The following is a 21,444-nucleotide window of genomic DNA, read 5'->3' as shown; positions in this document are numbered from 1 at the left end:
TCAAGAGGGAAAAGATCTAACTTTGTGCTGGTTTGTGGGCGTCATAGGCCGCTTCCAGTTCCCCGCGCAGAAAATCCGCAAAAAGAAGCGGTTTGTACCGGGGGGTACCGGTCCCCGGCAGGGGTTCGATCACGGTATTGACATGCGGGTCGAAGAAAAACGGGCAGCTGTACCGTTCGCGACCCGAGCGGTTGATCACCCGGTGCGGTGTCGAGAGCAGTCGCCCATTACTCATCCGGTGCAGCATGTCACCGACGTTGACCACAAACGTGCCGGGCCGTGTTGGCACATCCACCCAGTTTCCTGCGGGTGTCATGACTTGCAGGCCGCCCACGTTGTCCTGCGCCAGAAGGGTTAGACAGCCGAAATCCGTATGTGGAGCCGAGCCGAAAAGGTCATCAGGGCTGGCGTCAGGTTGCGGTGGATAGTGCAACAGGCGCAACCAGATGGTCGGGGTTGAAAACGCGTCAAGTATTGAGGTGTCTGTCACACCAGATGCTTGTAGTGCGATCTTCATCAGTCGCCCCCCAAGGGTGGACATGGTGTTGGCATAAGAATTCAAGGTTTCGCGGAATCCTGGCAAATCCGGCCAACGGTTCGGGCCGGATAAATAAACATCGGGGTCGGCAGCCATATCCTCGCGCATCATCATGAAACTCGCGGATTGATTCGGCTTGGTCACGACGGCCAGCGTCGAATTGACGTCCGTCGACGTATTGATCGGGATATAACCGCGGTGGCTCTGGTCGACCGCAATGGCCATCTTGGCTTCGATCGGCAGCGCGTGAAATTGGCGCGATGCTTCAAAGACTGCTTCAACCAGAGCCGGGTCGACTCCGTGCTCTTCGACATAACCGAAGCCGGTGACGCCATAGGCGGCACGAAAATCGGCGGCGATCTCTGAATCGGGTCGGTCGCCCAGCCGAATGACGGGGATTTCAGTAAATTCTGTCATGGTGTTCTCGCTTTGAGTTTGGGTGAAAACAGGGGCAGCAGTGCCCCCGATCTATCCGGCAAAGCGTTTACGGCGGTGGCCGAAATGGCGCGCCAAGATCTCACGGCGCGGCAGGTTGAGGAATACCTTGGTCATGCGCCAATCTGTGAACCATTCTCGGCCCTGAGGTCAAGCGTCGTGTCGTCCGCAACTCGTCTGCACATCAGAAATAGGTTTTATGTTATATTGCTGGTAGGACATCATGGGGGGCACCATGTCTGCGTTTTTTTGGGCGGGAACCTTTTTGGGGGCCGTCATCGGTTTTTTTCACCTGTTCATCATCGTCTCAGCCCGGTCAAGGTTGGCTGATCCTCAGCCGCTGAAGTCTGTCTGGCAGGGGCTTTGGGTCTGGGCGCTGTGGACGATATTCGGCGCGTATATTCTTGCGCTTTGGGTGTTGGGTGCGCTCCTTCTTCTTGGATCACGCATATTCGGTATAGGGCGGGCCGAGCGATGAACCCGGGCAACATCAAAGAAGCGCTGATCATCGGGGCCGGAGTTTCGGGTCTGGCAACGGCCAAATGCCTACAGGAAAAGGGTATTAAATGCACGATCCTTGATCGAAACCCGGAGTTGGGCGGTGTGTGGGCTGATGGGTACTACGATTTCGGAGTACAGGTCCAAAAGGACCTCTATGAGTTTCCGGATTTTCCCTTGTCCGAGTCCGCCTCTCCGTTCACGCCCGGTCCGGAATTTCAGAAATACCTGAGAGACTATTGCGCGCATTACGACATCACGGACCGCCTGCGGCTGGGCACGCGAGTTACGTCTGTACGCCAGTCTGGCGAGGTGTGGAAGGTCGACACCGACCAGAATGGTCTGTCAAAGACCAGGACGGCAGATCTTTTGGTCATCGCCACCGGCCTCTATTCCGAACAACCGCACATACCGATAATCGAAGGGCAGGACCGGTTCAGTGGGGAAATTCTTCATAGTAGCCAGGTCAAGACACTCGACGTGCTCAAAGGCAAACGTGTGGCCGTGGTTGGATATGGCAAAAGCGCAACCGATATCGCAGGATCGGCCACCGACGTTGCTGACAAGGTGCATCTGGTTTTTCGCACAGCACATTGGCCGGTGCCCAGAAATCTGCTGGGGTTGCTGCCATTCAAATGGGGAATGCTGACGCGGCTGGTTGCGGCCCTGATCCCACCCTATGTTCGACCGACGCCAATGGTACGGGCCTTGCATAACGTGGGCTACCCGCTGCCTTGGCTGTTCTGGCGCGTGGTCGAGGTTCTGCTGCGGACACAGCAGGGTTTGGGTATGCGGATTTCAAACGGCAAAAACCTGGTGCCGGATCACCCGGTGGAACTGGATGCGTTCAGCGAAGTCACGATGGTCCCGCGACCCGGCCTTTTGAAAAAAATTCGCAGTGGCAGAATTTCGGCTCACCGCAGCGCGATAGCTCGGTTTGACGGCAATAAACTCGTTCTTGCAGATGGCGAGGCGCTTGACGTCGATTGCGTGGTGTTCGGTACAGGGTGGCGAACAGGGCTGGACCAATTGCCGGATGATCTTCGTACGAGACTTGGGGAAGGGACGGATGGCATTTATCTGTACCGGCATATCCTGCACCCCGATGTTCCAAACTTGGCCTTCGTCGGTCGTGCCTCGTCGTTCATGAGTGTAACCACATTTGCGCTGCAGGCCCGTTGGCTGGCCGAGGTCGCCGCCGGCAATGTCGAACTTCCTTCGTCCCAAGCGATGCAGGGCGCGATCGACGGTCTGCGGCGCTGGAAGCAATCATGGATGCCCGACGGGCCCGCACGCTCGGCAACCTTGCTTTTGCATATGGCCCACTACCATGATGAACTCTTGAACGATCTGGGCCATGATCCGTTGAGGAAAACCGGTTTATTCGCACCGCTCAAAGAAGTTCTGGTTCCATATTGCGCCCAAGATTATCGCGACGTCACCTGAGCTTGGAACAGGCGCTCCGTCGTCGGAAAACTGCATTGCAACCGACTACCACATTGTGGGTTGCCTCAGTATCCTTCGATTTCTCCGCCCTGCTGCCAGGGTTTGACCAGATTGCCGAAGCGGGTGAATTGTGCTTCGAATGACAGCTCGACTGTGCCAATTGGGCCATGGCGCTGTTTGCCAACGATCAACTCGGCCTTTCCGTGCAGCCGCTCCATGGCGTTTTTCCACTCTTCCATCTTGTCCAACTCGTGATCGCCGGGCTTTTCGCGTTCTTTGTAGTACTCCTCGCGGAAAACGAACATCACGACATCGGCATCCTGCTCGATCGAGCCCGATTCCCGCAGGTCGGACAGTTGCGGGCGTTTGTCGTCCCGGTTTTCCACCTGACGCGAAAGCTGGGACAGCGCGATGACGGGAATGTTCAACTCTTTGGCAATCGCTTTCATGCCCATTGAGATTTCTGCAATCTCGTTCACGCGGTTGTCCGACATGCCCCGGCATAATTGCAGATAGTCGATGACCAGCAAGTCCAGTCCGTGTGTCCGCTTGAGGCGACGCGCGCGCGCCGCCAACTGGGAAATTGGCAATGCAGGTGTGTCATCGATGAAAAGTGGGCAGGCTTCCAGCTCTTTGGCGGCATCCACGAACCGGCGGAATTCGGCCTCGGTCATATCGCCCTGACGTATCTTGTGCGACGAGATCTCGGAGGCCTCGGCCAGAACCCGGCCCGCCAATTGCTCGGCGCTCATTTCCAGCGAAAAGAACCCGACGACGCCGCCATCGACCGCGCCTTGGGAGCCGTCCGACCTGGTTCCGCGCCGATAGGCCTTTGCCACATTGAACGCGATATTGGTTGCCAACGAGGTCTTGCCCATCGAGGGGCGTCCGGCAAGAATGATCAGGTCCGACGGATGCAACCCGCCCAACTGCTTGTCCAGATCGACCAGGCCGGTCGAAATTCCTGCCATTCCGCCACCGCGCTGATAGGCCTCGTTGGTGACGTTGACTGCTTCGGTCACGGCCTTGAGAAAGGACTGGAACCCCTGTTCCGTCTGCCCCTGTTCCGAAAGCTGGTAAAGCGCCTGCTCGGCTTCGACGATCTGTTCTTTCGGCTCGCTCGCCACGTCGACCCGCGCCGCCTTATCCGAGATGTCCCGCCCCAGCCGGATCAACTCACGCCGGATAGCCAGATCATAGATCATCTGCGCATAGTCGCGCACAGCAAAGGCGCTGATCGAGGCACCGGCCAGCTTGACCAGATAGGCTGGTCCGCCCAGTTCCTTGAGGCCCTCATCCTCGGCCATAAAGGATTTCAGTGTCACCGGAGAGGCAAGCGCGTTCTTGGCTATACGTGCTGCGGCCACTTCATAGATGCGTGTGTGCACCGGATCAAAGAAATGCTCGGCCCCGATGATCGAAGCGATGCGGTCATACAGGTCGTTGTTTGTCAGGATCGCGCCCAGCAACTGCTGCTCGGCTTCGATCGAATGCGGCATGGTTTCGGCATTCTGAATCTGTGCCGTTGCCTGCCCGATACTGCTGATCTCGTTCATTCTTGTCCCCGTCGCCTTACCGCCCTGTCTACACGTATGCGCGAGGACTGCGCCATCTGGAAATCCCTGTGGTTAACTCACCGGGAGACCGTGGGATAACTTCGTACAGCAGGGCTTGGTTGTTATTGGGATGGTACATCATGTGGCGCATTAAAGAAAGTACCACAATATTTTGTCCGAGGTGGCACGATTCGGCTTTAATTATCCACATACGGTTCTACCGAGTTACGTCGGTTTGTTGGCCTCCTGCCAGCCGCGCGGGTCATTCAGAAACGCTTCAACTCCGTCCAGAGTTTCGGAATCAAACGCGCCTTGCACCTTGGCTTCAGCCAGCACATCCCACCAGGTGCAAAGGTGATGCAACTTAACGCCATGTTCGCCCAGTGTCTTCTCCGTTTCGGGGAAGATGCCGTAATAGAAAATAACCGCCGTGTGGCCGCAGGTGGCTCCGGTTGCGCGGATCGCGTCGACAAAGCTGAGTTTTGATCCGCCATCGGTGGTCAGATCTTCGACCAGCAACACTCGCTGGCCCTCGCTCATCACACCTTCTATCCGGGCATTGCGACCGTATCCTTTGGGTTTTTTGCGAACATAGGTCATCGGCAGCGCCATACGCTCAGCCACCATGGCTGAAAAGGGGATGCCTGCGGTTTCACCGCCCGCGATGTTGTCAAAGGCCTCGAATCCCGCGTTGCGCATCACGGTAACGGTCAGAAAATCCATCAGCGTAGAGCGAATGCGCGGGTACGAGATCAGCTTGCGGCAATCGATGTAGGTCGGACTTGGCAGGCCACTGGCCAGCGTGAACGGTTCGCGCGCATTGAAATGCACGGCCTTGATCTCCAAAAGCATCCGTGCGGTCAGACGGGCGATTTCGGTGGCGTCGGGAAAGCTAGACGGGATCATACTGTTCAATCCTTGGATCTGGTCAGAGAGGCTGTCGGCCTCCGGCGGGAGCATTTGGGAAAAGATGCAGTCAGTGAACGTGCCAATGCAAAGGAAACCCGGGATCAAACACCGTCACTGGCCCTTCACCGGTTTCGATCTTTGTGGGATAGGCCACCGGCTTCCCCTTGATCAGGGTGATCGTTCCTGTGTTCACCGGCAACCGATAGAAGGCAGGCCCATTCAACGAGGTGAACGCCTCCAGCTTGTCCAATGCGCCTTCGCGATCGAACATCTCGGCCACCAGTGACATCGTGTTGGTGGCGGTGAAGCATCCCGCGCAACCGCAGGCCATTTCTTTGTTTGCATCGGTATGCGGCGCGCTGTCGGTACCCAGAAAAAACCTCTCATCGCCAGATGTGGCGGCGGCGAGCAGGGCAATGCGGTGCTCCTCGCGCTTTGCGACCGGCAGGCAATAGTAGTGCGGCTTGATGCCACCCACGAGAATATGGTTGCGGTTGATGATCAAGTGGTGGGCCGTGATTGTTGCGCCCAGATCCTTTGCGTTTGCCTTGACGTAGTCCACGCCATTTGACGTTGTGATATGCTCCATCACCACGCGTAGTCCGGGCGTTGCCCTACGAATCGGGTCAAGAACGTTTTCGATGAACACCGCCTCTCGGTCGAAAATATCGATCTGTGTGTCCGTGACTTCGCCATGGACGCATAATGGCAAGCCGATCTCGGCCATCCTCTCCAGCACATTTCGGACCTTGTCAAAGTCGCGCACGCCCGAAGCCGAGTTCGTTGTCGCCCCGGCAGGATACAGTTTGACGGCCTTGATCAATCCGTTGGCATAAGCGCTGGTCACGTCCTCTGGGTTGGTATCCTCGGTCAGATAGAGCGTCATCAGAGGCTCGAACGAGATCCCCTCGGGTAGGGCCGCCAGGATTCGGTCGCGATAAGCGGCTGCCTGATTACCAGTTACCACCGGTGGCACAAGGTTGGGCATGATGATCGCACGGGCGAAATGGCGGGCGGTTTCCGGCAGTACGGCCCGCAACATCGCGCCATCGCGCAGGTGGAGATGCCAATCGTCGGGGCGGCGGATCGTGAGGCTTTGTGTCATGGCGCACCCGCTAGCACAGGCGGGGCGGTCGGGAAAGCCCCAGCGGTGAGGGGCGAGGCAATTTGCGCGCTTCTCAGACCGCTGTAGCCCATGCAGGCTAAGGCATCGGGAGTCATCATGAAAAAGACGTTGACGTTCAGACATGTCTATCCGACCGACCCGGATCGGTTGTTCGAACTGGTCACCGACCTCGACACGCTCGAGGCAGTGACCCGGCCGTGGATGCGCTTCGATCATTTGCCATCGGGGCCAGTGCACGAAGGGCAGGTGATCGATGTCGACCTGTCGCTGTTTGGCCTTCTGCCTGCTCGGCCCTATAGGATGGTGGTCACCAAGTGCACCGATGCCGGGCATCAGATGACATCGGACGAAACCGGGATGGGAACGCATCTTGTGCACCGGCTCGAAGTGCATCCCTGCGCCCAAGGCGCGGAGCTTGTGGACATTATCGAGGTCGAAAGCGGATGGGCAGCTCCCATTGTGACGCTCTGGTTGTGTTTGACACATCACTGGAGGCACCACATTCGCATGCGGCTTGTAAGGAGTTCGAAATGAGTGCGCCCCGATTGCCGATCAGCGAAGTTGACATATGTCCTGAAAAACGCGCGACTTGACGCGCCGGACCTGTCGTGACCTGTTGGGCACAATCGGGGGAGAGTGGATGAACAAGCCAGAAACAATCGGTGCGGTGCAGGAATTGCTGGCTGCTCAAGGATATGTCTGTGGGCGGCCGTTGGCTACGGTCGTTTTCCTGGCGCTCAAGCTGGGCCGCCCCTTGTTTTTGGAGGGCGAGGCTGGCGTCGGCAAGACCGAGATTGCCAAGGCGCTCGCCGCAGGGCTGAACCGCCGCCTGATCCGACTGCAATGTTACGAAGGGCTGGACGCTTCGTCAGCAGTCTATGAGTGGAACTTCCCCGCCCAAATGGTCGCAATCCGAACTGCCGAGGCTTCGGGTGGGGCCGACCGAACGGCCTTGCAAACCGAGTTGTTTTCGGACGAGTTTCTGATCGAACGTCCCCTTCTGCAAGCCATGCGTCCGGATGAACTCGGTTCTCCGGTGTTGCTAATCGACGAATTGGACCGCACAGACGAACCGTTCGAGGCTTTCCTGCTGGAAGCACTGAGCGATTTCCAGGTGACGATTCCGGAACTTGGAACCGTCAAGGCTCCTGAATCGCCTATCGTTATCCTGACATCGAACCGCACCCGCGAAGTTCATGACGCGCTGAAGCGCCGATGCCTATATCACTGGGTGGACTACCCGAGTTTTGAACGCGAAGTCGAGATTTTGCATGCCCGCGCGCCGGAGGCTGCGGAAAACCTGAGCCGTCAGATCGTCGCCTACGTCCAGCAGTTGCGCACCGAGGACCTGTTCAAGAAACCCGGCGTTGCGGAAACGATTGACTGGGCCAAATGTCTTTTGGCACTAGATGTCCTTGATCTGAGTCCCGAAGTGATCGGTGACACCGTTGGGGCAATATTGAAATATCAGGACGATATCCAGAAACTGCAGGGATCCGAAGCCAAGCGCATTCTCGATCAGGCCAAGGCATCGCTGGAACCGGTCTGATGCCCGACCGGTCAAAACATATCCCGCAAGGCATTGCTGAACGCTGATGGCCGAACAACTCCCGCTGGAAATTCCCGACAAGCCGAAGCTGGCGCAGAACATTACGCATTTCGCCCGTGCTCTGCGCAAGGCCGGCCTGCCCATAGGACCTGGCCGAGTGGTTGATGCCATTCGTGCGGTCGAAGCGGCGGGATTTTCGGAAAAGGAAGATTTCTTCTGGACGCTGCACGCCTGCTTCGTAAACCGACCGGAACACCGGGCCGTGTTTGCGCAGGTGTTCCGGCTTTTTTGGCGCGATCCGCGATACCTTGAACACATGATGGCGATGATGCTGCCAGCGGTACGCGGCGTGCAGGAGGAACGCAAGGCGGATGCGGGCGCGAAACGCGCTGCCGAGGCCTTGCTGGAAGGTGTGCAGCGCGACCTGCCCGAATCTCAACAAGAGGAAGAGGCGACCGAGATAGAAGTTGACGCCTCGCGCACAGCTTCTAGTGAGGAACGTCTTCGCACATTGGATTTCGAACAGATGAGCACCGAGGAAATCGCTCTGGCCAAGCGCATGCTGGCGCGGCTTTCACTTCCGGTCAAACCCATCTTGTCACGACGGGGGCGGGCCAGCCATTCGGGCAATCGCATCGACCGTGCCCGCACTCTGCGCACAGCCATGCGTCAGGGCGGTGAGTTGCGTGATATTGCACGCCTCAAACCACGTCCGCGTTGGCCCAACCTCGTCGCCCTCTGCGACATTTCCGGATCGATGAGCCAATACAGCCGCATGATCCTGCACTTTCTGCATGCTGTTTCGAACACGCGTGGCGCGGGTTGGGCGCGCGTGCACGCCTTCACATTCGGAACGCGGCTGACCAATATCACTCGTCACCTGCATCAACGCGACGTAGACGCGGCTTTGATGGCAGCGGGCGCAGAGGCGCAGGATTGGGAAGGGGGAACTCGGATCGGAGAATGCCTGCACATATTCAATCGCGACTGGTCGCGCCGGGTCATGGGACAGGGCGCGGTTGTTCTATTGATAACCGACGGCCTTGACCGCGGTGATCCGGAGCGTCTGGCGCACGAGATGGAGCGCCTCCACCTCTCTTCGCGCCGCTTTATCTGGCTCAACCCGCTTTTGCGCTGGGACGGTTTCGCGCCCAAAGCTCGCGGCGTCGCAGCGATGCTGCCGCATGTGGACAGTTTCCGGGCCGGGCATTCCATAGCGTCGCTGGAAGACCTCGCAACCGCAATTTCGACACCTGAGGACGTAGGAGAAAAAGATCGCCTCTTGACGTCACTGCATGTCTGAAGCCGTTCGCCCAGAAGACCGTTACCCTATTTGACGGCCTTAGAGCACTCCTATCGCGCGAGGTTCAGACGGAATCGCATCTTGGCGCGTTGCCCGTTCGGGAGGTGCCGGTTCAGGCGCTTGTTCACCAGACTGAATGCCCACGATATCAACAGCGTCAGCAAGATGAAATAGAAAGCCAGGATCGGGTAGGCCACGAAGGGGTTGAAAGTTTTGTCGGCAAAATAGCTGGCGTAGTAAAGCGCGTCGCCGCGCTGCTGCCAGGCTGGGAAGGCCGAGAAAAAAACAAGTGTGGTGGCGTGGAACAAAAAGATCGCCTCGTTGGTGTAGGCGGGCCAAGCCAGCCGCAGCATAGTCGGCCACACGATGCGGCGGAAGCGCGGCCAACCGGACATGCCATAGGCATCGGCGGCTTCCAGATCGCCTTTTGGTATCGAGCGCAAAGCGCCGTAGAAGATTTCACCCGAATAAGCTGCGGTGTTCAGAAACAGAACGATCAGCGCCCCCAACCAAGCCGAAGTGAAGTCGTCAAACATCGGATAGCTTTTCTTCAGCGACAGGAAGAAGAAATAGGCAAAGAAGAATTGGATAAAGAGCGGCGAGCCGCGGAACACGAATATGAACCATTCCGACGGTTTGCGCACCCAGCGGTTGACCGAGCTTTTTCCGACTGCCAGAGCGGTCGCGAGGAAAAAGCCGGTGGTCAACGCCATAAGGCCGAAATAGATGTTCCAGATCATGCCCGAGCCGATCAAAGTGAAATGCTCACACAGCGTAAAATCACTTTTGGGCAAAAGCCGTTCACCGATACCGATCGACCGCAGGCCATAGTCGTGGATGGTTTGCAGGCAACTCATGCGGTGGTCTCCTTGCGCAGCAGCTCACCGCCGGATGTCGCCTGCCCGTGGGACAGTTTGCGCATCAGCTTTTCGAGGCCGATCTCAGAGACCCGGGTCATACCGAGATAGAAGACCAGCAGGAACAGGAAGTACCACATTCGCCAGTCGCCGTGGGGGTACTGGGTGAATTTTGAGGTCTTTGTGCCGCCGATCTCTCGCGCCCAATAGACGATATCTTCAATCCCCAGCAGAAATAACAGCGGCGTGGCTTTGATCAACACCATCCACAGGTTGCTGAGGCCAGGAAGGGCATAGACCCACATCTGTGGCACCAGAATGCGCCAGAAGGTCTGGCTGCGGCTCATCCCATAGGCCGCGGCGGTTTCCAACTGGGCGTGGGGCACGGCGCGCATACCGCCGAACAGGACATTGGCCGCGAAGGCTCCGAACACAATGGCGAAGGTGATAACGGCCAGAAAAAATCCGTAGGTTTGATGAACCCATTCCGGAGCGGTTCCAAGCGGCAATTTGGCGGCGGGGCAGACCAGAAAATCGTTGCCCTGTCGGATCGCATCGGTCCATTCGGGGCAAAGTATCTGATGGCGTGTCCATTCGAACGCTTGATCCAGCGCGATTACGAAAAACAGGAAGAAGGCGATGTCGGGTACGCCACGTACGACAGCTATGTATCCTTTACCCAGCCAGCTAAGCGGCAGTAGATGCGACCGCGCGGACATAGCGCCGACAAAGCCGAAACTCAGCGCCACGGGCGCGGTGACGGCCAAGAGAGCCAGAACCTTCACGAACGACATATAGAACGACAGGTGCACGCCGTTTGTGAGGTAGCAGGAAAACCAGCGGAACGTGCTGAGCGTTTCGGGATCAGCGCAATAGGAAAACATGAGGCGTCTTTCGATCGTCAAGCCCGGCCAGAAACCGGTGCCGGTTCGGCGCGCCAGGCGCGCCGAACCGTTTGCCGGACGTATTAGTTGGTGACGGTCGTGCCGTCAGTGCCGTAGACAGCGGCGTCTTCGCCGAACCACTTCTTGATCATGGTGTTCAGCGTGCCGTCTTCCTTCATCGAAGTAATCGCCGCGTCAAATTTGCCGCGCAACTCGCCGTCGGATTCACGAAGGCCCATGCCGACGCCTCCGCCCAGCGGAACATCGTCGCCGACGAACATCAGCTCACCGCCTGATTCCTCGACCAGTGGCACCAGATAGTCCTTGTCGGCAAAGACGGCATCGGCCTCGCCGTTGCGGACGGCGGCGATGGTTTCTTCGGGGGTTGCGAACTCGACCAGGGTGGCGCCGCTTTCAGCGACATAACCGGCTTGGATCGTCGCGGTCTGCGCCGCGATCACGCCCGTCAGATCAGCACCTTCGGAGGCAGCGGCAAAGGCCGATGCCGCCGGTGGGATGTAGTTTTGGGTAAAGTCGATAACTTCGTCACGTTCGTCGGTGATCGACATGCCGGCGATAATGGTATCGTAGTTGCCCGAAACAAGGTTCGGGATGATCGAATCCCAGTCGTTCTTGACCCATTCACAGTCCAACTCGGCGCGTTTGCAGAGCTCGTCGCCCAACTCGCGCTCAAATCCGTCAACCTCACCGGCGTCATTGATGAAGTTGTACGGAGGATAGGCACCCTCGGTGCCCATTCGCACTGTGTCGGCCATTGCCATGCCTGCACCCAGAGCTAGGGCTGCGGTGGTCAGAATCAGGTTCTTCATTGGTTACTCCCCAGTTTGTTACTGATTTGAATTTATGCCGCCTGAGTGGCGGAAAGGAAGCCCTGAAGTCGCTCCGATTCAGGGGCAGTAAAGATATCTTCGGGTGAGCCCTCTTCCTCGATAAGGCCCTGATGAAGAAAGACGACATGGCTGGAGATGTCTGCGGCCATCTTCATGTCGTGGGTTACGATGATCATGGTGCGGCCCTCGGCGGCCAGATCCTTGATGACCTTAATGACTTCCTGTTCCAGCTCGGGGTCCAGTGCCGAAGTGGGTTCATCGAACAAAAGCGCCTGCGGCTCCATGCACAACCCACGTGCTATGGCGGCGCGCTGCTGCTGGCCCCCTGACAGCTGTGCCGGGTAATTGTCGCACTTGTCGCCGATGCCCACTTTGTCAAGATATTTCCGGGCACTGTCCTCGACCTCGTGCCGGTCGCGCCCCAGCACGGTCAGCGGGGCCTCCATCACGTTTTGCAGGATGGTCATATGTGCCCAAAGATTGAATTGCTGGAACACCATGGAAAGATTGGTGCGAATACGCAGCACCTGTTTGGGGTCGGCAGGGCGGCGAGTGTTGCCATTGCCGGTCCAGCGCACCGGTTCGCCGTTGAAGATGATCTCGCCCTCTTGGCTGTCTTCGAGCAGGTTGCAACAACGCAGAAGCGTGGATTTTCCCGATCCCGACGATCCGATCAGTGAAACGACGTCGCCGCGATGCGCGGTGATGTCGACCCCTTTCAGCACTTCGAGTTGTCCAAAGCTTTTGTGAAGGTTCCTGATTTCGATGACGGGGGCTGTACTGGTCACTGTCTGTCCGGTTTTTGTGAGTGGTGTTGGTCCGGTACTAGGGCCGAAATTCCTGAGCATTGCAATGCGCAAATGTAGCAAATGGGGGGGTGATTGCCCGTTTTGATCATAGATAATGCTCGAAACGGTCAGGGTGACCTGGCGAAAACTTCTGGACCCGGAGGTGTTGGAATCGCCAGATATGCCTGGGCCGGAATGTTCACCATCTGCCGCAAATGCAGCAGTTGGCGGTCTGTGTCGGGCAGATCGGAGATCGCTGAGCGCACGGCGCGAGCAATGGCTGAAGCGTCTTCTTGATCGGATGTAATGTAGGGCAGCGTTGGGGTTGGCTCCGTGCGATCGACCTCGCGGAGCCTGTACCTGAGGTCGGTGTGCTGTTTCAGCAGTTCCCAGGTCAAGGCATCGAGTGATGCGAAATCTGCTTTTCCTTCGGCGACAGCTTGAGCCGAGCGGGCGTGACCTCCGCTTTCCAAGAGCATTCTGGGGGCCAGACCGAGTTCCGCCAAGTGGGTGACCGCTGCAGCCCAGCCGGATTGCGACAGTGCTTCGTTATAGGCAAAGGTTCCGGTGGTCAGCTGTTCCAGGCTACGTGGGTCATCCTTGCGGGCGACGAACACCGAACAGTAGTGACCAGGGGGGCAACCGGGCAGACCATAATCGGGTGTGCCAACGATCTGCACCCTTCCATGCAACCGGGTTCGATAGGGCATGCCGCAAGTCTGCGAAAATACCATCTCGGGGTCGAGCCAGATATCCCAGAAATCCCGGTCGCGTGTCAGCGTATCGGGGCCTCGGCCAAGGTGTTGGCGAATGAGCGACCAAAACCTGTCATTTGCGGGTTGCAGCGAGGGCAAGTCGTACATGCCCAGCATTGCGGTCATGAACGTTGTGCCTTTTGCCGCGCCAATGCCGAATCAACATCACTAACGCCAAGCAGGCTGGTTACCAGCCGTAACAGCGAGTCTTCTTCGCCGGTGCGCGTTCCGTCAGCCAGAACCACCGACCACATCGCTTCGACCACCGCCTTGCGGTCGTCATAGGGCACGGCTTCCTTGATGGCGCGGGTAAAGCGCACGGTGTCGGGGGCTTGTGCCTCCAGATCCTCTCCCTGGGCGCGCAGGGCAGCGGCCTCGAACGGGGACAGGCCATAGCGACGCGCGGTGATGCGGTCGATCCGGGCCATTTCGGTATCTGCATAGTCGTGGTCGGACCGTGCGATGCGCACCAGCAGGGCGGTCAGTGCCAGACGGGCGTCTTCGGCACCCAGCGGGTCGGGTTGTGGTTGTGTCAGTCGAGAAAGAAAGTTGCCAAACATGAATCGGTTATAGGGTGGGTTTACTGCGGGTCCAAGCGGCTTTGAACGCGCGCGCGGGCCGCCTTGCTGTCATTGAAGCTGAGCCCCATTGCTGCGCGGGCTTCTTCGACGATCTTGATCTCACCTTCCTGAGTCTCGCCATCTGCGAGCACGACTTCCCAAAGCGCGTCCAGGGCGGCCATACGCTCTTGCAGATCGGTGGTTTCACGGATCAGCTTGCCGAATGTGTCTGTATCCGGCGCGGCGGCATGCAGCTTCTCGCAGGTCGCGCGCACCTTGGCGGCCTCGATCGCGTTGTGCTGGTAAAGGCGCGCAAGAATTTTATCAATCAGCCGGATTTCTTCGACCTGATAGTCGCGGTCCGCTTGTGCCACGCGCACCAGCAAAGCCCCCAGCGCCAGTTCGGCGTCGGGATCGGGCAGCGCCGAGTGTTGGGGGGGGCGAAACGCCTGAAACAACTTCTTCAGCATGGGGGCAGACTATTCCGGTTTGAGAAGGTCGCCAAGCAGGAACTAGACATCATATCCCTTGATGATCACCAGATCGCCGGTCGACACCGGGTCACGCAAAGCCTTGGCATCCTGGTAGCCGACGCTGTCATAGCAGGCCAAAGCATCTTCGTAGGTCGGAAATTCGATAACCACGGTCCTGGCGCGCGCCTGACCTTCGCGCACTTGCCGCTCACCGCCGCGCACCAGAAAACGGGCGCCATATTCGGCAAACGGTGCGGCGTTTGCGGCGATATAGGTCTTGTATGTCTCCATGTCGTCCACATCCACATGGGCGACCCAGTATCCCTTGGTCATGGGATTTCCTCCTGCGGTTCACGAGGCAAAGTGCGAAGGAAACCGCAGATTTGCAATACCCTAACGCGGATCAACCCTATGGCCGCAGTGCCGCGCTCGCATTCTCTTGCAGCCAGGCAATCATCTGTCGATAGGGCACCGGACCATAGCTGACACGTGCAACACCTAGTTTCGCCAGTGTCGGCGTATCTGGCGTGCCGGGCAGGGCGATGATGTTGACGGGCAGGTCGATGGTATCACAAAGTCGGGCAATCAGTGCTTCATCCTTCAGGCCGGGGGCAAAGAACCCGCTGGCCCCGGCATCAGCATAGGCTTTGGCGCGTGCAACGGCATCATCCAGCATTGCATTATCATGGTTGTCCGGATGAGCCTTCAGAAAGATATCCGTGCGCGCATTAATGAAGGCAGGAATGCCGGACGCCTCACAGCCTTGGCGCATTGCGGCAACCCGACCCACTTGCGTTTCAATGTCGTACAGGTTTTTTGTTCCGATGATCTGATCTTCGAAATTGAAGCCGATCACGCCGGATTGCAACGCTGCACGAACATTGGTCGTGATCGTTGCCGGATCTTCCGCATATCCGCCTTCGAAATCCAGCGTGACCGGCAGATCGACGGCGTTGACAATGCGGCGGGCATTATCCAGCGCGTCATCCATCGGCACGTTCTGACCGTCGGAAAAACCTTGCGCCATGGCAACCGGAGCACTGCCCGTTGCAATTGCCTTGGCACCGGCGTCGCGTACTGCAGCAGCGCTGCCCGCGTCCCAGATGTTGAAGAGAATCACCGGGTCGCCCTTGCGATGCAAGGCCGCAAACTGTTCTGCGCGGGTAATCTGAGAGTTCATGACCGATCTCCTGTCTCGTGTCCACAGACAGTGAACCTTGAGACGGGGTATGTCGAACAGGAAAGTCCGACCCGCCCCACACTTTGCGGTGATTTATACCAGCCGTGATGTTTCCTTGGCGGCGCGGACAAAATCCTTGAACAGGGGATGCGGGTCGAAAGGTTTGGATTTCAGTTCGGGATGATACTGAACACCGATGAACCACGGATGATCCGACCATTCGACGATCTCCGGCAGGCGCCCGTCGGGGCTCATTCCCGAGAAATTCAGGCCCGATTTTTCCAACTTTTCCCGATACTTGATGTCCACCTCATAGCGGTGGCGATGGCGTTCCTCGATATTGCGCGCGCCATAGACTTCGGCCACCTTGGAGCCTTCTGCCAGAACCGCGTCATAAGCGCCCAGTCGCATTGTACCGCCCTTGTCGTCGCCGACCTTGCGCTCGACCCGGTGATTGCCCTGAACCCACTCCTTGAGGTGATAGACGACGGGTTCGAAACGCTTTTTCCCGGCTTCGTGGTCGAACTCCTCGGACCCGGCCTCGGCAATGCCGGCGACGTTTCGAGCGGCTTCGATCACCGCCATTTGCATGCCCAGGCAGATACCCAGATAAGGTACTTTGTGCTCGCGTGCATATTGTGCGGCTTTGATCTTGCCCTCGGTCCCGCGTTCGCCAAAGCCACCAGGGACGAGGATCGCGTGGAAACCTTCGAGATGGGGTGCTGGGTCTTCGGTGTCGAAAATCTCGGCATCGACCCATTCGATCTTCACCTTCACCCGGTTGGCCATGCCGCCATGGGTTAGCGCCTCGGCAATCGACTTATAGGCGTCTTCGAGTTGAGTGTATTTGCCGACGATGGCGACTTTCACTTCGCCTTCGGCGTTGTGGATGCGGTCGCTGACGTCTTCCCATTTGGCCAGATCGGGTTTCGGGGCCGGGCTGATCTGGAAAGCATCCAGAACCGCCTGATCCAGACCTTCCTTGTGATAGGCCAGCGGTGCGTCATAGATGGTGGACAGGTCCTGCGCCGCAATAACGCTGTCCGGGCGGACGTTGCAGAACAGGGCCAGTTTCTCACGTTCTTTCTGTGGAATCGGCCCTTCCGAGCGGCAGACCAGAATGTCGGGAGCCAGACCGATTGACCGCAGTTCCTTGACCGAGTGCTGGGTCGGCTTTGTTTTCAACTCACCCGACGCTTTAATATAGGGTAGCAGTGTGAGGTGCATAAAGATGCATTGACCGCGCGGTTTGTCCTGGCTGAACTGGCGGATAGCTTCGAAAAATGGCAACCCTTCGATGTCGCCTACGGTGCCGCCGATCTCGCAGAGCATGAAATCGACCTCATCTTCGCCGATGGCGATGAAATCCTTGATCTCGTTGGTGACGTGCGGGATCACTTGAATGGTCTTGCCCAGATAGTCTCCGCGGCGTTCCTTCTCCAGCACGTTGGAATAGATGCGGCCAGAGCTCACTGAATCCGTCTTGCGTGCCGCCACACCAGTGAAACGTTCATAGTGGCCAAGATCCAGATCGGTCTCGGCCCCGTCATCGGTGACGAAAACCTCGCCATGTTCAAATGGCGACATGGTTCCGGGATCGACGTTCAGGTAAGGATCCAGCTTGCGCAAACGCACCGAGTATCCCCGTGCCTGAAGCAAAGCGCCAAGTGCCGCCGACGCCAGGCCCTTGCCGAGCGAAGACACAACACCGCCAGTAATGAAAATAAATCGTGCCATGTTTTTCGGCTGCTCCCGTGTGACGTATTATCAACTGCCCGGCGGTCAAAAAAAACCGCAGCACCACGGGACTTCACATATAAGAGATTCGCGCGCAAAGCGCAAGAGAACCGCAAGATGCTGTGCCGTTCTCTATCGGATTTCTAGGTTTTGTGGATCAGTCGGCTTGCGGGATCAGCGGCGCGTTGTCGCCCTGTGCCGGCGGCAACAGGTCTTCGCCTGCCGGAAGCTCCGGTGTGCTGGGCTGCGATTCTTCCTGCGTAGGAACACCCAGCCGGTCGATGACAGAACTGCCCGAAGATTTCTTGGCTGCGATGATCGTCAGCGTGATCGACGTGACGATAAAGCAGATCGCCAGAATCCATGTCAGCTTGCCCAAGGCAGTTGCCGCCGCGCGGCCCGACATGACTCCGCCACCGCCGCCGCCCATGCCAAGCCCGCCACCTTCGGACCGCTGCATCAGAACGACGGCGATCAGGCCCAAAGCCAAAAGAAGGTGAATGATGAGGACAACGTTTTCCATGGTCTTCCTGTGCGGCGTGGCGTGTATCGCGTGGTATCTATGCAAGTTTGCCCGGAGGGGCAAGGGAGGAGTTTCCATCACGTCCGGTGATGTCGGATATCACACCAAAAGGACTGGACAGAGGCCCTTGCCTCGCGCAGGCTCGGATTATGCCGCATGACGACCACGACCACCCACATGCTCTTTTGCCGCCCGAGCCCGCACTGCGAGTCAAGGCATTGGAAACGATTCTGACCCGCAAGGGGCTGATCGACCCGGCAGCACTCGATGAGATCATAGATACCTATCAGAATCGCATCGGGCCGAAGAACGGCGCGCATGTGGTGGCAAAGGCCTGGAGCGATCCCGTATTCAAGGCTGCGCTGCTTAAGGATGCAACACCGGTCGTTGCCGACCTGGGCTATTTCGGTCGACAGGGCGAGCACATGGTGGTGGTCGAAAATACGCCCACCCGGCACAACATGGTCGTTTGCACCCTGTGCAGTTGCTATCCTTGGCCACTGCTTGGCATCCCACCGGGATGGTACAAATCCGATGCCTATCGGGCCCGCGCGGTGCGTGAGCCGCGCAAGGTGCTGGCGGATTTCGGTGTAACCCTGCCGCCGGAAACCACCGTCAGGGTTTGGGATTCGACGGCGGAGGTACGCTATCTCGTGCTGCCGATGCGGCCCAAGGGGACTGACGGGATGGGCGAAGAGGAACTCGCCGCGCTGGTCACTCGTGACAGTATGATCGGTACCGGCCTGGCCAAGGTGCCGTCATGACCCGCGTACATGACATGGGCGGGAGGTTCGGCGACGGCCCAGTAAGACCGGAGGCCGAGGACGCCCCTGTTTTCGCCGAGGATTGGCACGCTCGCGCCTTGGCTGTGACCTTGGCTGCCGGGGCGCTGGGTCAGTGGAACATAGACGTTTCACGCCACGCGCGCGAGAGGTTGTCGCCCAAGGATTACACGCGATTTTCCTACTATGAGAAATGGATCTCTGCGCTGGCCGATCTGCTGGTCGAATCCGGGGTGCTGACCGAGGGCGATCTGCGCGGCGAAGAAAGAGACGCGCCCCACCCGCTGGCAGCCAAGGCATTGAAAGCGCAAGCTGTGGCTGGTGTTCTGGCCAAGGGCGGCCCCGCCGACCGCCCGACCGGGCCTTTGCCAAGGTTCTCGGCAGGTCAGGCGGTACGGGTGCGCATGCCGACCGATAATGCGCTGGTTGCCAGCGGGCACACCCGGTTGCCCAAATACGTGGCCGGGGCGCATGGTTATATCCGAAACGTTCACGGCAATCACGTTCTACCCGACAGCAACGCGCACGGGTTGGGCGAGGCGCCCGAGCCGCTTTATGCCGTGCGCTTTTTTTCCCGCGAGTTGTGGGCGCATCCGGAACACCCCGACGATGAAGTGGTTCTGGACCTGTGGCAAAGCTATCTGGTGCCAGGATGAACGACTGCCCCTCGCATACCGCGCACGAGCCGGTTTTTGAGGCACCCTGGCACGCGCAGGTCTTTGCGTTGACTGTCGTCATGAACGAGGCCGGACGATTCGCCTGGGCCGAGTGGGTAGAGCGCTTTGCGGCTACCCTGAAAAGGCGAGGGTTGACGCAGGAGCTTGACGGCGGTGAAGACTATTTTCGCGCCTGGCTTGAAACGCTTGAGATGTTTCTGGCCGACAGCGGCGTCGCGCAGTTCAGCGAGGTCGCCCGGATGCACACCGCCTGGGAGCAGGCGTACCTGACGACGCCCCACGGCGAACCTGTGCATTTGCCTGTAGAGTGACAAGAGGGGCGTTGCCCCCCGTCGCAGCAAGCCGCGACTCCTCCGGAGTATTTTTGAAAAGGTGAAGAGGTGGCCTGTCCGGTGCGTCGAATTTGCGGTTTCCCTGATCCACGCGCCCCGGTATATGAGCCGGGTTTGGTAGTTCAGCGCAAAAGGACCGGATATGGCCAACGTGGTGGTTGTCGGCGCCCAATGGGGTGACGAGGGTAAAGGCAAAATCGTTGACTGGCTCAGCGAGCGGGCGGACTTGATTGCGCGTTTTCAGGGCGGGCACAATGCTGGTCATACCCTGGTCATTGACGGCAAGGTCTATAAACTGAACGCTTTGCCCTCGGGCGTCGTGCGCGGTGGCAAACTGAGCGTGATCGGCAATGGCGTGGTGCTGGACCCTTGGCATCTGGTCAAGGAAGTCGAGTCGATCCGGGCGCAGGGCGTCGACATCAGCCCCGAGACTCTGATGATCGCCGAAAACACGCCGCTTATCCTGCCAATTCATGGCGAACTGGACCGGGCGCGGGAAGAAGCGGCCTCCAAAGGGACCAAGATTGGCACCACCGGGCGAGGCATCGGGCCTGCCTATGAAGACAAGGTGGGGCGCCGTTCCGTTCGGGTCGCTGATCTGGCTGATGATGCCACGCTTGAAGCGCGGATCGACCGGGCATTGCAACATCACGACCCACTGCGCAAGGGGTTGGGAATAGAACCGGTGGACAGAGACGCGCTGGTCGCGCAGCTCAAAGAGATCGCGCCACAAATACTGCAATACGCCGGTCCGGTGTGGAAGATCATGAACGAACAACGCAAGGCTGGAAAGCGCATCCTGTTCGAAGGTGCGCAAGGTGCGCTGCTTGACATCGATTTCGGCACCTATCCCTTCGTGACTTCGTCGAACGTGATCGCCGGGCAGGCCGCCACGGGTGTGGGCATCGGGCCGGGATCGATCGATTTTGTTCTGGGTATTGTAAAGGCCTATACCACCCGCGTGGGCGAGGGGCCATTCCCGACCGAGCTGGATGACGAGGACGGCAACCGTCTGGGCACCCGGGGGCATGAGTTTGGCACCGTCACCGGGCGAAAGCGTCGCTGTGGCTGGTTCGACGCGGTGCTGGTGCGCCAGACCTGCGCCACCAGCGGCGTCAACGGTATTTCGCTAACGAAGCTGGACGTGCTGGACGGGTTTGAGACGCTGAAGATCTGCGTGGGTTACGAACTGGATGGTGCGCGGCTGGATTATCTGCCGACGGCGGCGGATCAACAGGCGCGCTGTAAGCCGATCTACGAGGAAATGCCGGGCTGGAGCGAATCCACCGAGGGCGCACGCAGCTGGAACGACCTGCCTGCCAATGCCATCAAATACGTCAAACGGGTGGAAGAGCTGATCGAATGCCCTGTGGCGCTGCTTTCAACCAGCCCGGAGCGGGAGGATACCATTCTGGTCACCGACCCGTTTGCCGACTGATGGGTGGGGCCAAGAAGCCGGGCCTCAGCTACAAGGCCCGTCGCCGCTGGTCTTTGATCATCCTGCTGTTGGGCTTGCCGCTTTATATTGTGGCTGTGGTGACAGTGCTGAATTTGTTGGATCGTCCGCCAATCTGGCTGGAACTGTTGGTTTATGTCGGTCTGGGCGTTTTGTGGGCGCTGCCCTTCAAATATGTCTTTCGTGGCGTTGGCCAAGCCGACCCGGACAAGGACAAGCGCTGACAATC

At 58.5% G+C, this 21,444-nt stretch carries 25 protein-coding genes; 10 read left to right on the top strand and 15 right to left on the bottom strand.

From position 1 onward, the window contains the following. Positions 1-16 precede the first annotated feature (16 nt). A complete protein-coding gene (locus tag AC2FMY_RS02795) occupies positions 17-955 on the bottom strand; it encodes an isopenicillin N synthase family dioxygenase (protein WP_480748159.1) in 939 nt (312 codons plus the stop codon). Positions 956-1,208: 253 nt separating this feature from the next. Here AC2FMY_RS02795 and AC2FMY_RS02790 point away from each other — a divergent pair, with 253 nt between their 5' ends. Beyond that, positions 1,209-1,451, top strand: a complete 243-nt coding sequence (locus AC2FMY_RS02790) for a hypothetical protein (RefSeq protein ID WP_480748160.1) — start codon at positions 1,209-1,211, stop codon at positions 1,449-1,451. Then, complete coding sequence (locus AC2FMY_RS02785) at positions 1,448-2,917, top strand: flavin-containing monooxygenase (protein WP_496744864.1); 1,470 nt, start codon at positions 1,448-1,450, stop codon at positions 2,915-2,917. Before AC2FMY_RS02790 ends, AC2FMY_RS02785 begins: the two co-directional genes overlap by 4 nt. 65 nt (positions 2,918-2,982) lie before the next feature. On the opposite strand, the gene AC2FMY_RS02780 is transcribed toward AC2FMY_RS02785, so the two are convergent. The 3 genes from AC2FMY_RS02780 to pyrC all read right to left on the bottom strand — a co-directional run bounded on the left by AC2FMY_RS02780 (position 2,983) and on the right by pyrC (position 6,487). Beyond that, positions 2,983-4,473 carry a replicative DNA helicase gene (locus AC2FMY_RS02780; protein WP_480748162.1) on the bottom strand — a complete coding sequence of 497 codons (1,491 nt, stop codon included), beginning with the start codon at positions 4,471-4,473 and terminating at the stop codon, positions 2,983-2,985. A 225-nt stretch (positions 4,474-4,698) separates the two neighbouring features. After that, a complete protein-coding gene (locus AC2FMY_RS02775; RefSeq protein WP_480748163.1) occupies positions 4,699-5,379 on the bottom strand; it encodes an orotate phosphoribosyltransferase in 681 nt (226 codons plus the stop codon). Positions 5,380-5,449: 70 nt separating this feature from the next. Further along, positions 5,450-6,487, bottom strand: a complete 1,038-nt coding sequence (gene pyrC, locus AC2FMY_RS02770) for a dihydroorotase (RefSeq protein ID WP_480748164.1) — start codon at positions 6,485-6,487, stop codon at positions 5,450-5,452. A gap of 117 nt (positions 6,488-6,604) precedes the next feature. Here pyrC and AC2FMY_RS02765 point away from each other — a divergent pair, with 117 nt between their 5' ends. The 3 genes from AC2FMY_RS02765 to AC2FMY_RS02755 all read left to right on the top strand — a co-directional run bounded on the left by AC2FMY_RS02765 (position 6,605) and on the right by AC2FMY_RS02755 (position 9,360). Next, on the top strand, positions 6,605-7,042 hold the full coding sequence (locus AC2FMY_RS02765; protein WP_480748165.1) for a hypothetical protein: 438 nt from the start codon (positions 6,605-6,607) through the stop codon (positions 7,040-7,042). A 106-nt stretch (positions 7,043-7,148) separates the two neighbouring features. Next, entirely contained in the window at positions 7,149-8,057 is a 909-nt protein-coding gene (locus tag AC2FMY_RS02760; protein WP_480748166.1) for an AAA family ATPase, read from the top strand. 46 nt (positions 8,058-8,103) lie between these two features. Then, the gene (locus AC2FMY_RS02755) at positions 8,104-9,360 is read left to right on the top strand and encodes a vWA domain-containing protein (RefSeq protein WP_496744860.1); all 1,257 of its coding nucleotides are present in this window, start codon (positions 8,104-8,106) and stop codon (positions 9,358-9,360) included. 50 nt (positions 9,361-9,410) lie between these two features. Here the strand turns inward: AC2FMY_RS02755 and AC2FMY_RS02750 are convergent, their stop codons facing one another. The 11 genes from AC2FMY_RS02750 to secG all read right to left on the bottom strand — a co-directional run bounded on the left by AC2FMY_RS02750 (position 9,411) and on the right by secG (position 17,968). Then, positions 9,411-10,217: an ABC transporter permease gene (locus AC2FMY_RS02750; RefSeq protein ID WP_496744858.1), complete on the bottom strand. Its 807-nt coding sequence runs from the start codon at positions 10,215-10,217 to the stop codon at positions 9,411-9,413. Next, positions 10,214-11,101: an ABC transporter permease gene (locus AC2FMY_RS02745; protein WP_480748169.1), complete on the bottom strand. Its 888-nt coding sequence runs from the start codon at positions 11,099-11,101 to the stop codon at positions 10,214-10,216. Before AC2FMY_RS02745 ends, AC2FMY_RS02750 begins: the two co-directional genes overlap by 4 nt. Before the next feature lie 83 nt (positions 11,102-11,184). After that, the gene (locus AC2FMY_RS02740; RefSeq protein ID WP_480748170.1) at positions 11,185-11,931 is read right to left on the bottom strand and encodes a transporter substrate-binding domain-containing protein; all 747 of its coding nucleotides are present in this window, start codon (positions 11,929-11,931) and stop codon (positions 11,185-11,187) included. Positions 11,932-11,963: 32 nt separating this feature from the next. Beyond that, complete coding sequence (locus AC2FMY_RS02735; RefSeq protein ID WP_480748171.1) at positions 11,964-12,740, bottom strand: ABC transporter ATP-binding protein; 777 nt, start codon at positions 12,738-12,740, stop codon at positions 11,964-11,966. Positions 12,741-12,868: 128 nt separating this feature from the next. Continuing rightward, on the bottom strand, positions 12,869-13,621 hold the full coding sequence (locus AC2FMY_RS02730) for a phosphate/phosphite/phosphonate ABC transporter substrate-binding protein (protein WP_496744855.1): 753 nt from the start codon (positions 13,619-13,621) through the stop codon (positions 12,869-12,871). Continuing rightward, positions 13,618-14,055 carry a tellurite resistance TerB family protein gene (locus AC2FMY_RS02725; RefSeq protein WP_480748173.1) on the bottom strand — a complete coding sequence of 146 codons (438 nt, stop codon included), beginning with the start codon at positions 14,053-14,055 and terminating at the stop codon, positions 13,618-13,620. The genes AC2FMY_RS02730 and AC2FMY_RS02725 overlap by 4 nt, the downstream gene beginning before the upstream one ends. A 20-nt stretch (positions 14,056-14,075) precedes the next feature. Beyond that, complete coding sequence (locus tag AC2FMY_RS02720) at positions 14,076-14,525, bottom strand: tellurite resistance TerB family protein (protein ID WP_480748174.1); 450 nt, start codon at positions 14,523-14,525, stop codon at positions 14,076-14,078. Between the two features lie 42 nt (positions 14,526-14,567). Beyond that, complete coding sequence (locus AC2FMY_RS02715; protein WP_480748175.1) at positions 14,568-14,861, bottom strand: DUF1330 domain-containing protein; 294 nt, start codon at positions 14,859-14,861, stop codon at positions 14,568-14,570. A gap of 76 nt (positions 14,862-14,937) precedes the next feature. Beyond that, on the bottom strand, positions 14,938-15,708 hold the full coding sequence (locus tag AC2FMY_RS02710) for an isocitrate lyase/PEP mutase family protein (protein ID WP_496744852.1): 771 nt from the start codon (positions 15,706-15,708) through the stop codon (positions 14,938-14,940). Positions 15,709-15,801: 93 nt separating this feature from the next. Then, positions 15,802-17,445, bottom strand: coding sequence for a CTP synthase (gene pyrG / locus AC2FMY_RS02705; RefSeq protein WP_480748177.1), 1,644 nt, complete (start codon positions 17,443-17,445; stop codon positions 15,802-15,804). 157 nt (positions 17,446-17,602) lie between these two features. Then, entirely contained in the window at positions 17,603-17,968 is a 366-nt protein-coding gene (secG, locus tag AC2FMY_RS02700) for a preprotein translocase subunit SecG (protein WP_480748178.1), read from the bottom strand. A 149-nt stretch (positions 17,969-18,117) separates the two neighbouring features. Here secG and nthA point away from each other — a divergent pair, with 149 nt between their 5' ends. The 5 genes from nthA (at position 18,118) to AC2FMY_RS02675 (ending at position 21,439) form a co-directional block, all read left to right on the top strand. Beyond that, entirely contained in the window at positions 18,118-18,732 is a 615-nt protein-coding gene (gene nthA / locus AC2FMY_RS02695) for a nitrile hydratase subunit alpha (RefSeq protein WP_496806949.1), read from the top strand. After that, positions 18,729-19,406: a nitrile hydratase subunit beta gene (gene nthB / locus AC2FMY_RS02690; protein ID WP_480748180.1), complete on the top strand. Its 678-nt coding sequence runs from the start codon at positions 18,729-18,731 to the stop codon at positions 19,404-19,406. The genes nthA and nthB overlap by 4 nt, the downstream gene beginning before the upstream one ends. After that, positions 19,403-19,738, top strand: a complete 336-nt coding sequence (locus AC2FMY_RS02685; protein WP_496806978.1) for a nitrile hydratase accessory protein — start codon at positions 19,403-19,405, stop codon at positions 19,736-19,738. Before nthB ends, AC2FMY_RS02685 begins: the two co-directional genes overlap by 4 nt. 163 nt (positions 19,739-19,901) lie before the next feature. Continuing rightward, on the top strand, positions 19,902-21,197 hold the full coding sequence (locus AC2FMY_RS02680) for an adenylosuccinate synthase (protein WP_496806948.1): 1,296 nt from the start codon (positions 19,902-19,904) through the stop codon (positions 21,195-21,197). Beyond that, entirely contained in the window at positions 21,197-21,439 is a 243-nt protein-coding gene (locus AC2FMY_RS02675) for a DUF2842 domain-containing protein (RefSeq protein ID WP_480748183.1), read from the top strand. The genes AC2FMY_RS02680 and AC2FMY_RS02675 overlap by 1 nt, the downstream gene beginning before the upstream one ends. Positions 21,440-21,444: the final 5 nt, after the last annotated feature.

This window comes from Ruegeria sp. YKSE079 (assembly GCF_059612845.1).
This window is presented reverse-complemented; position numbering and strand designations above follow the sequence as displayed.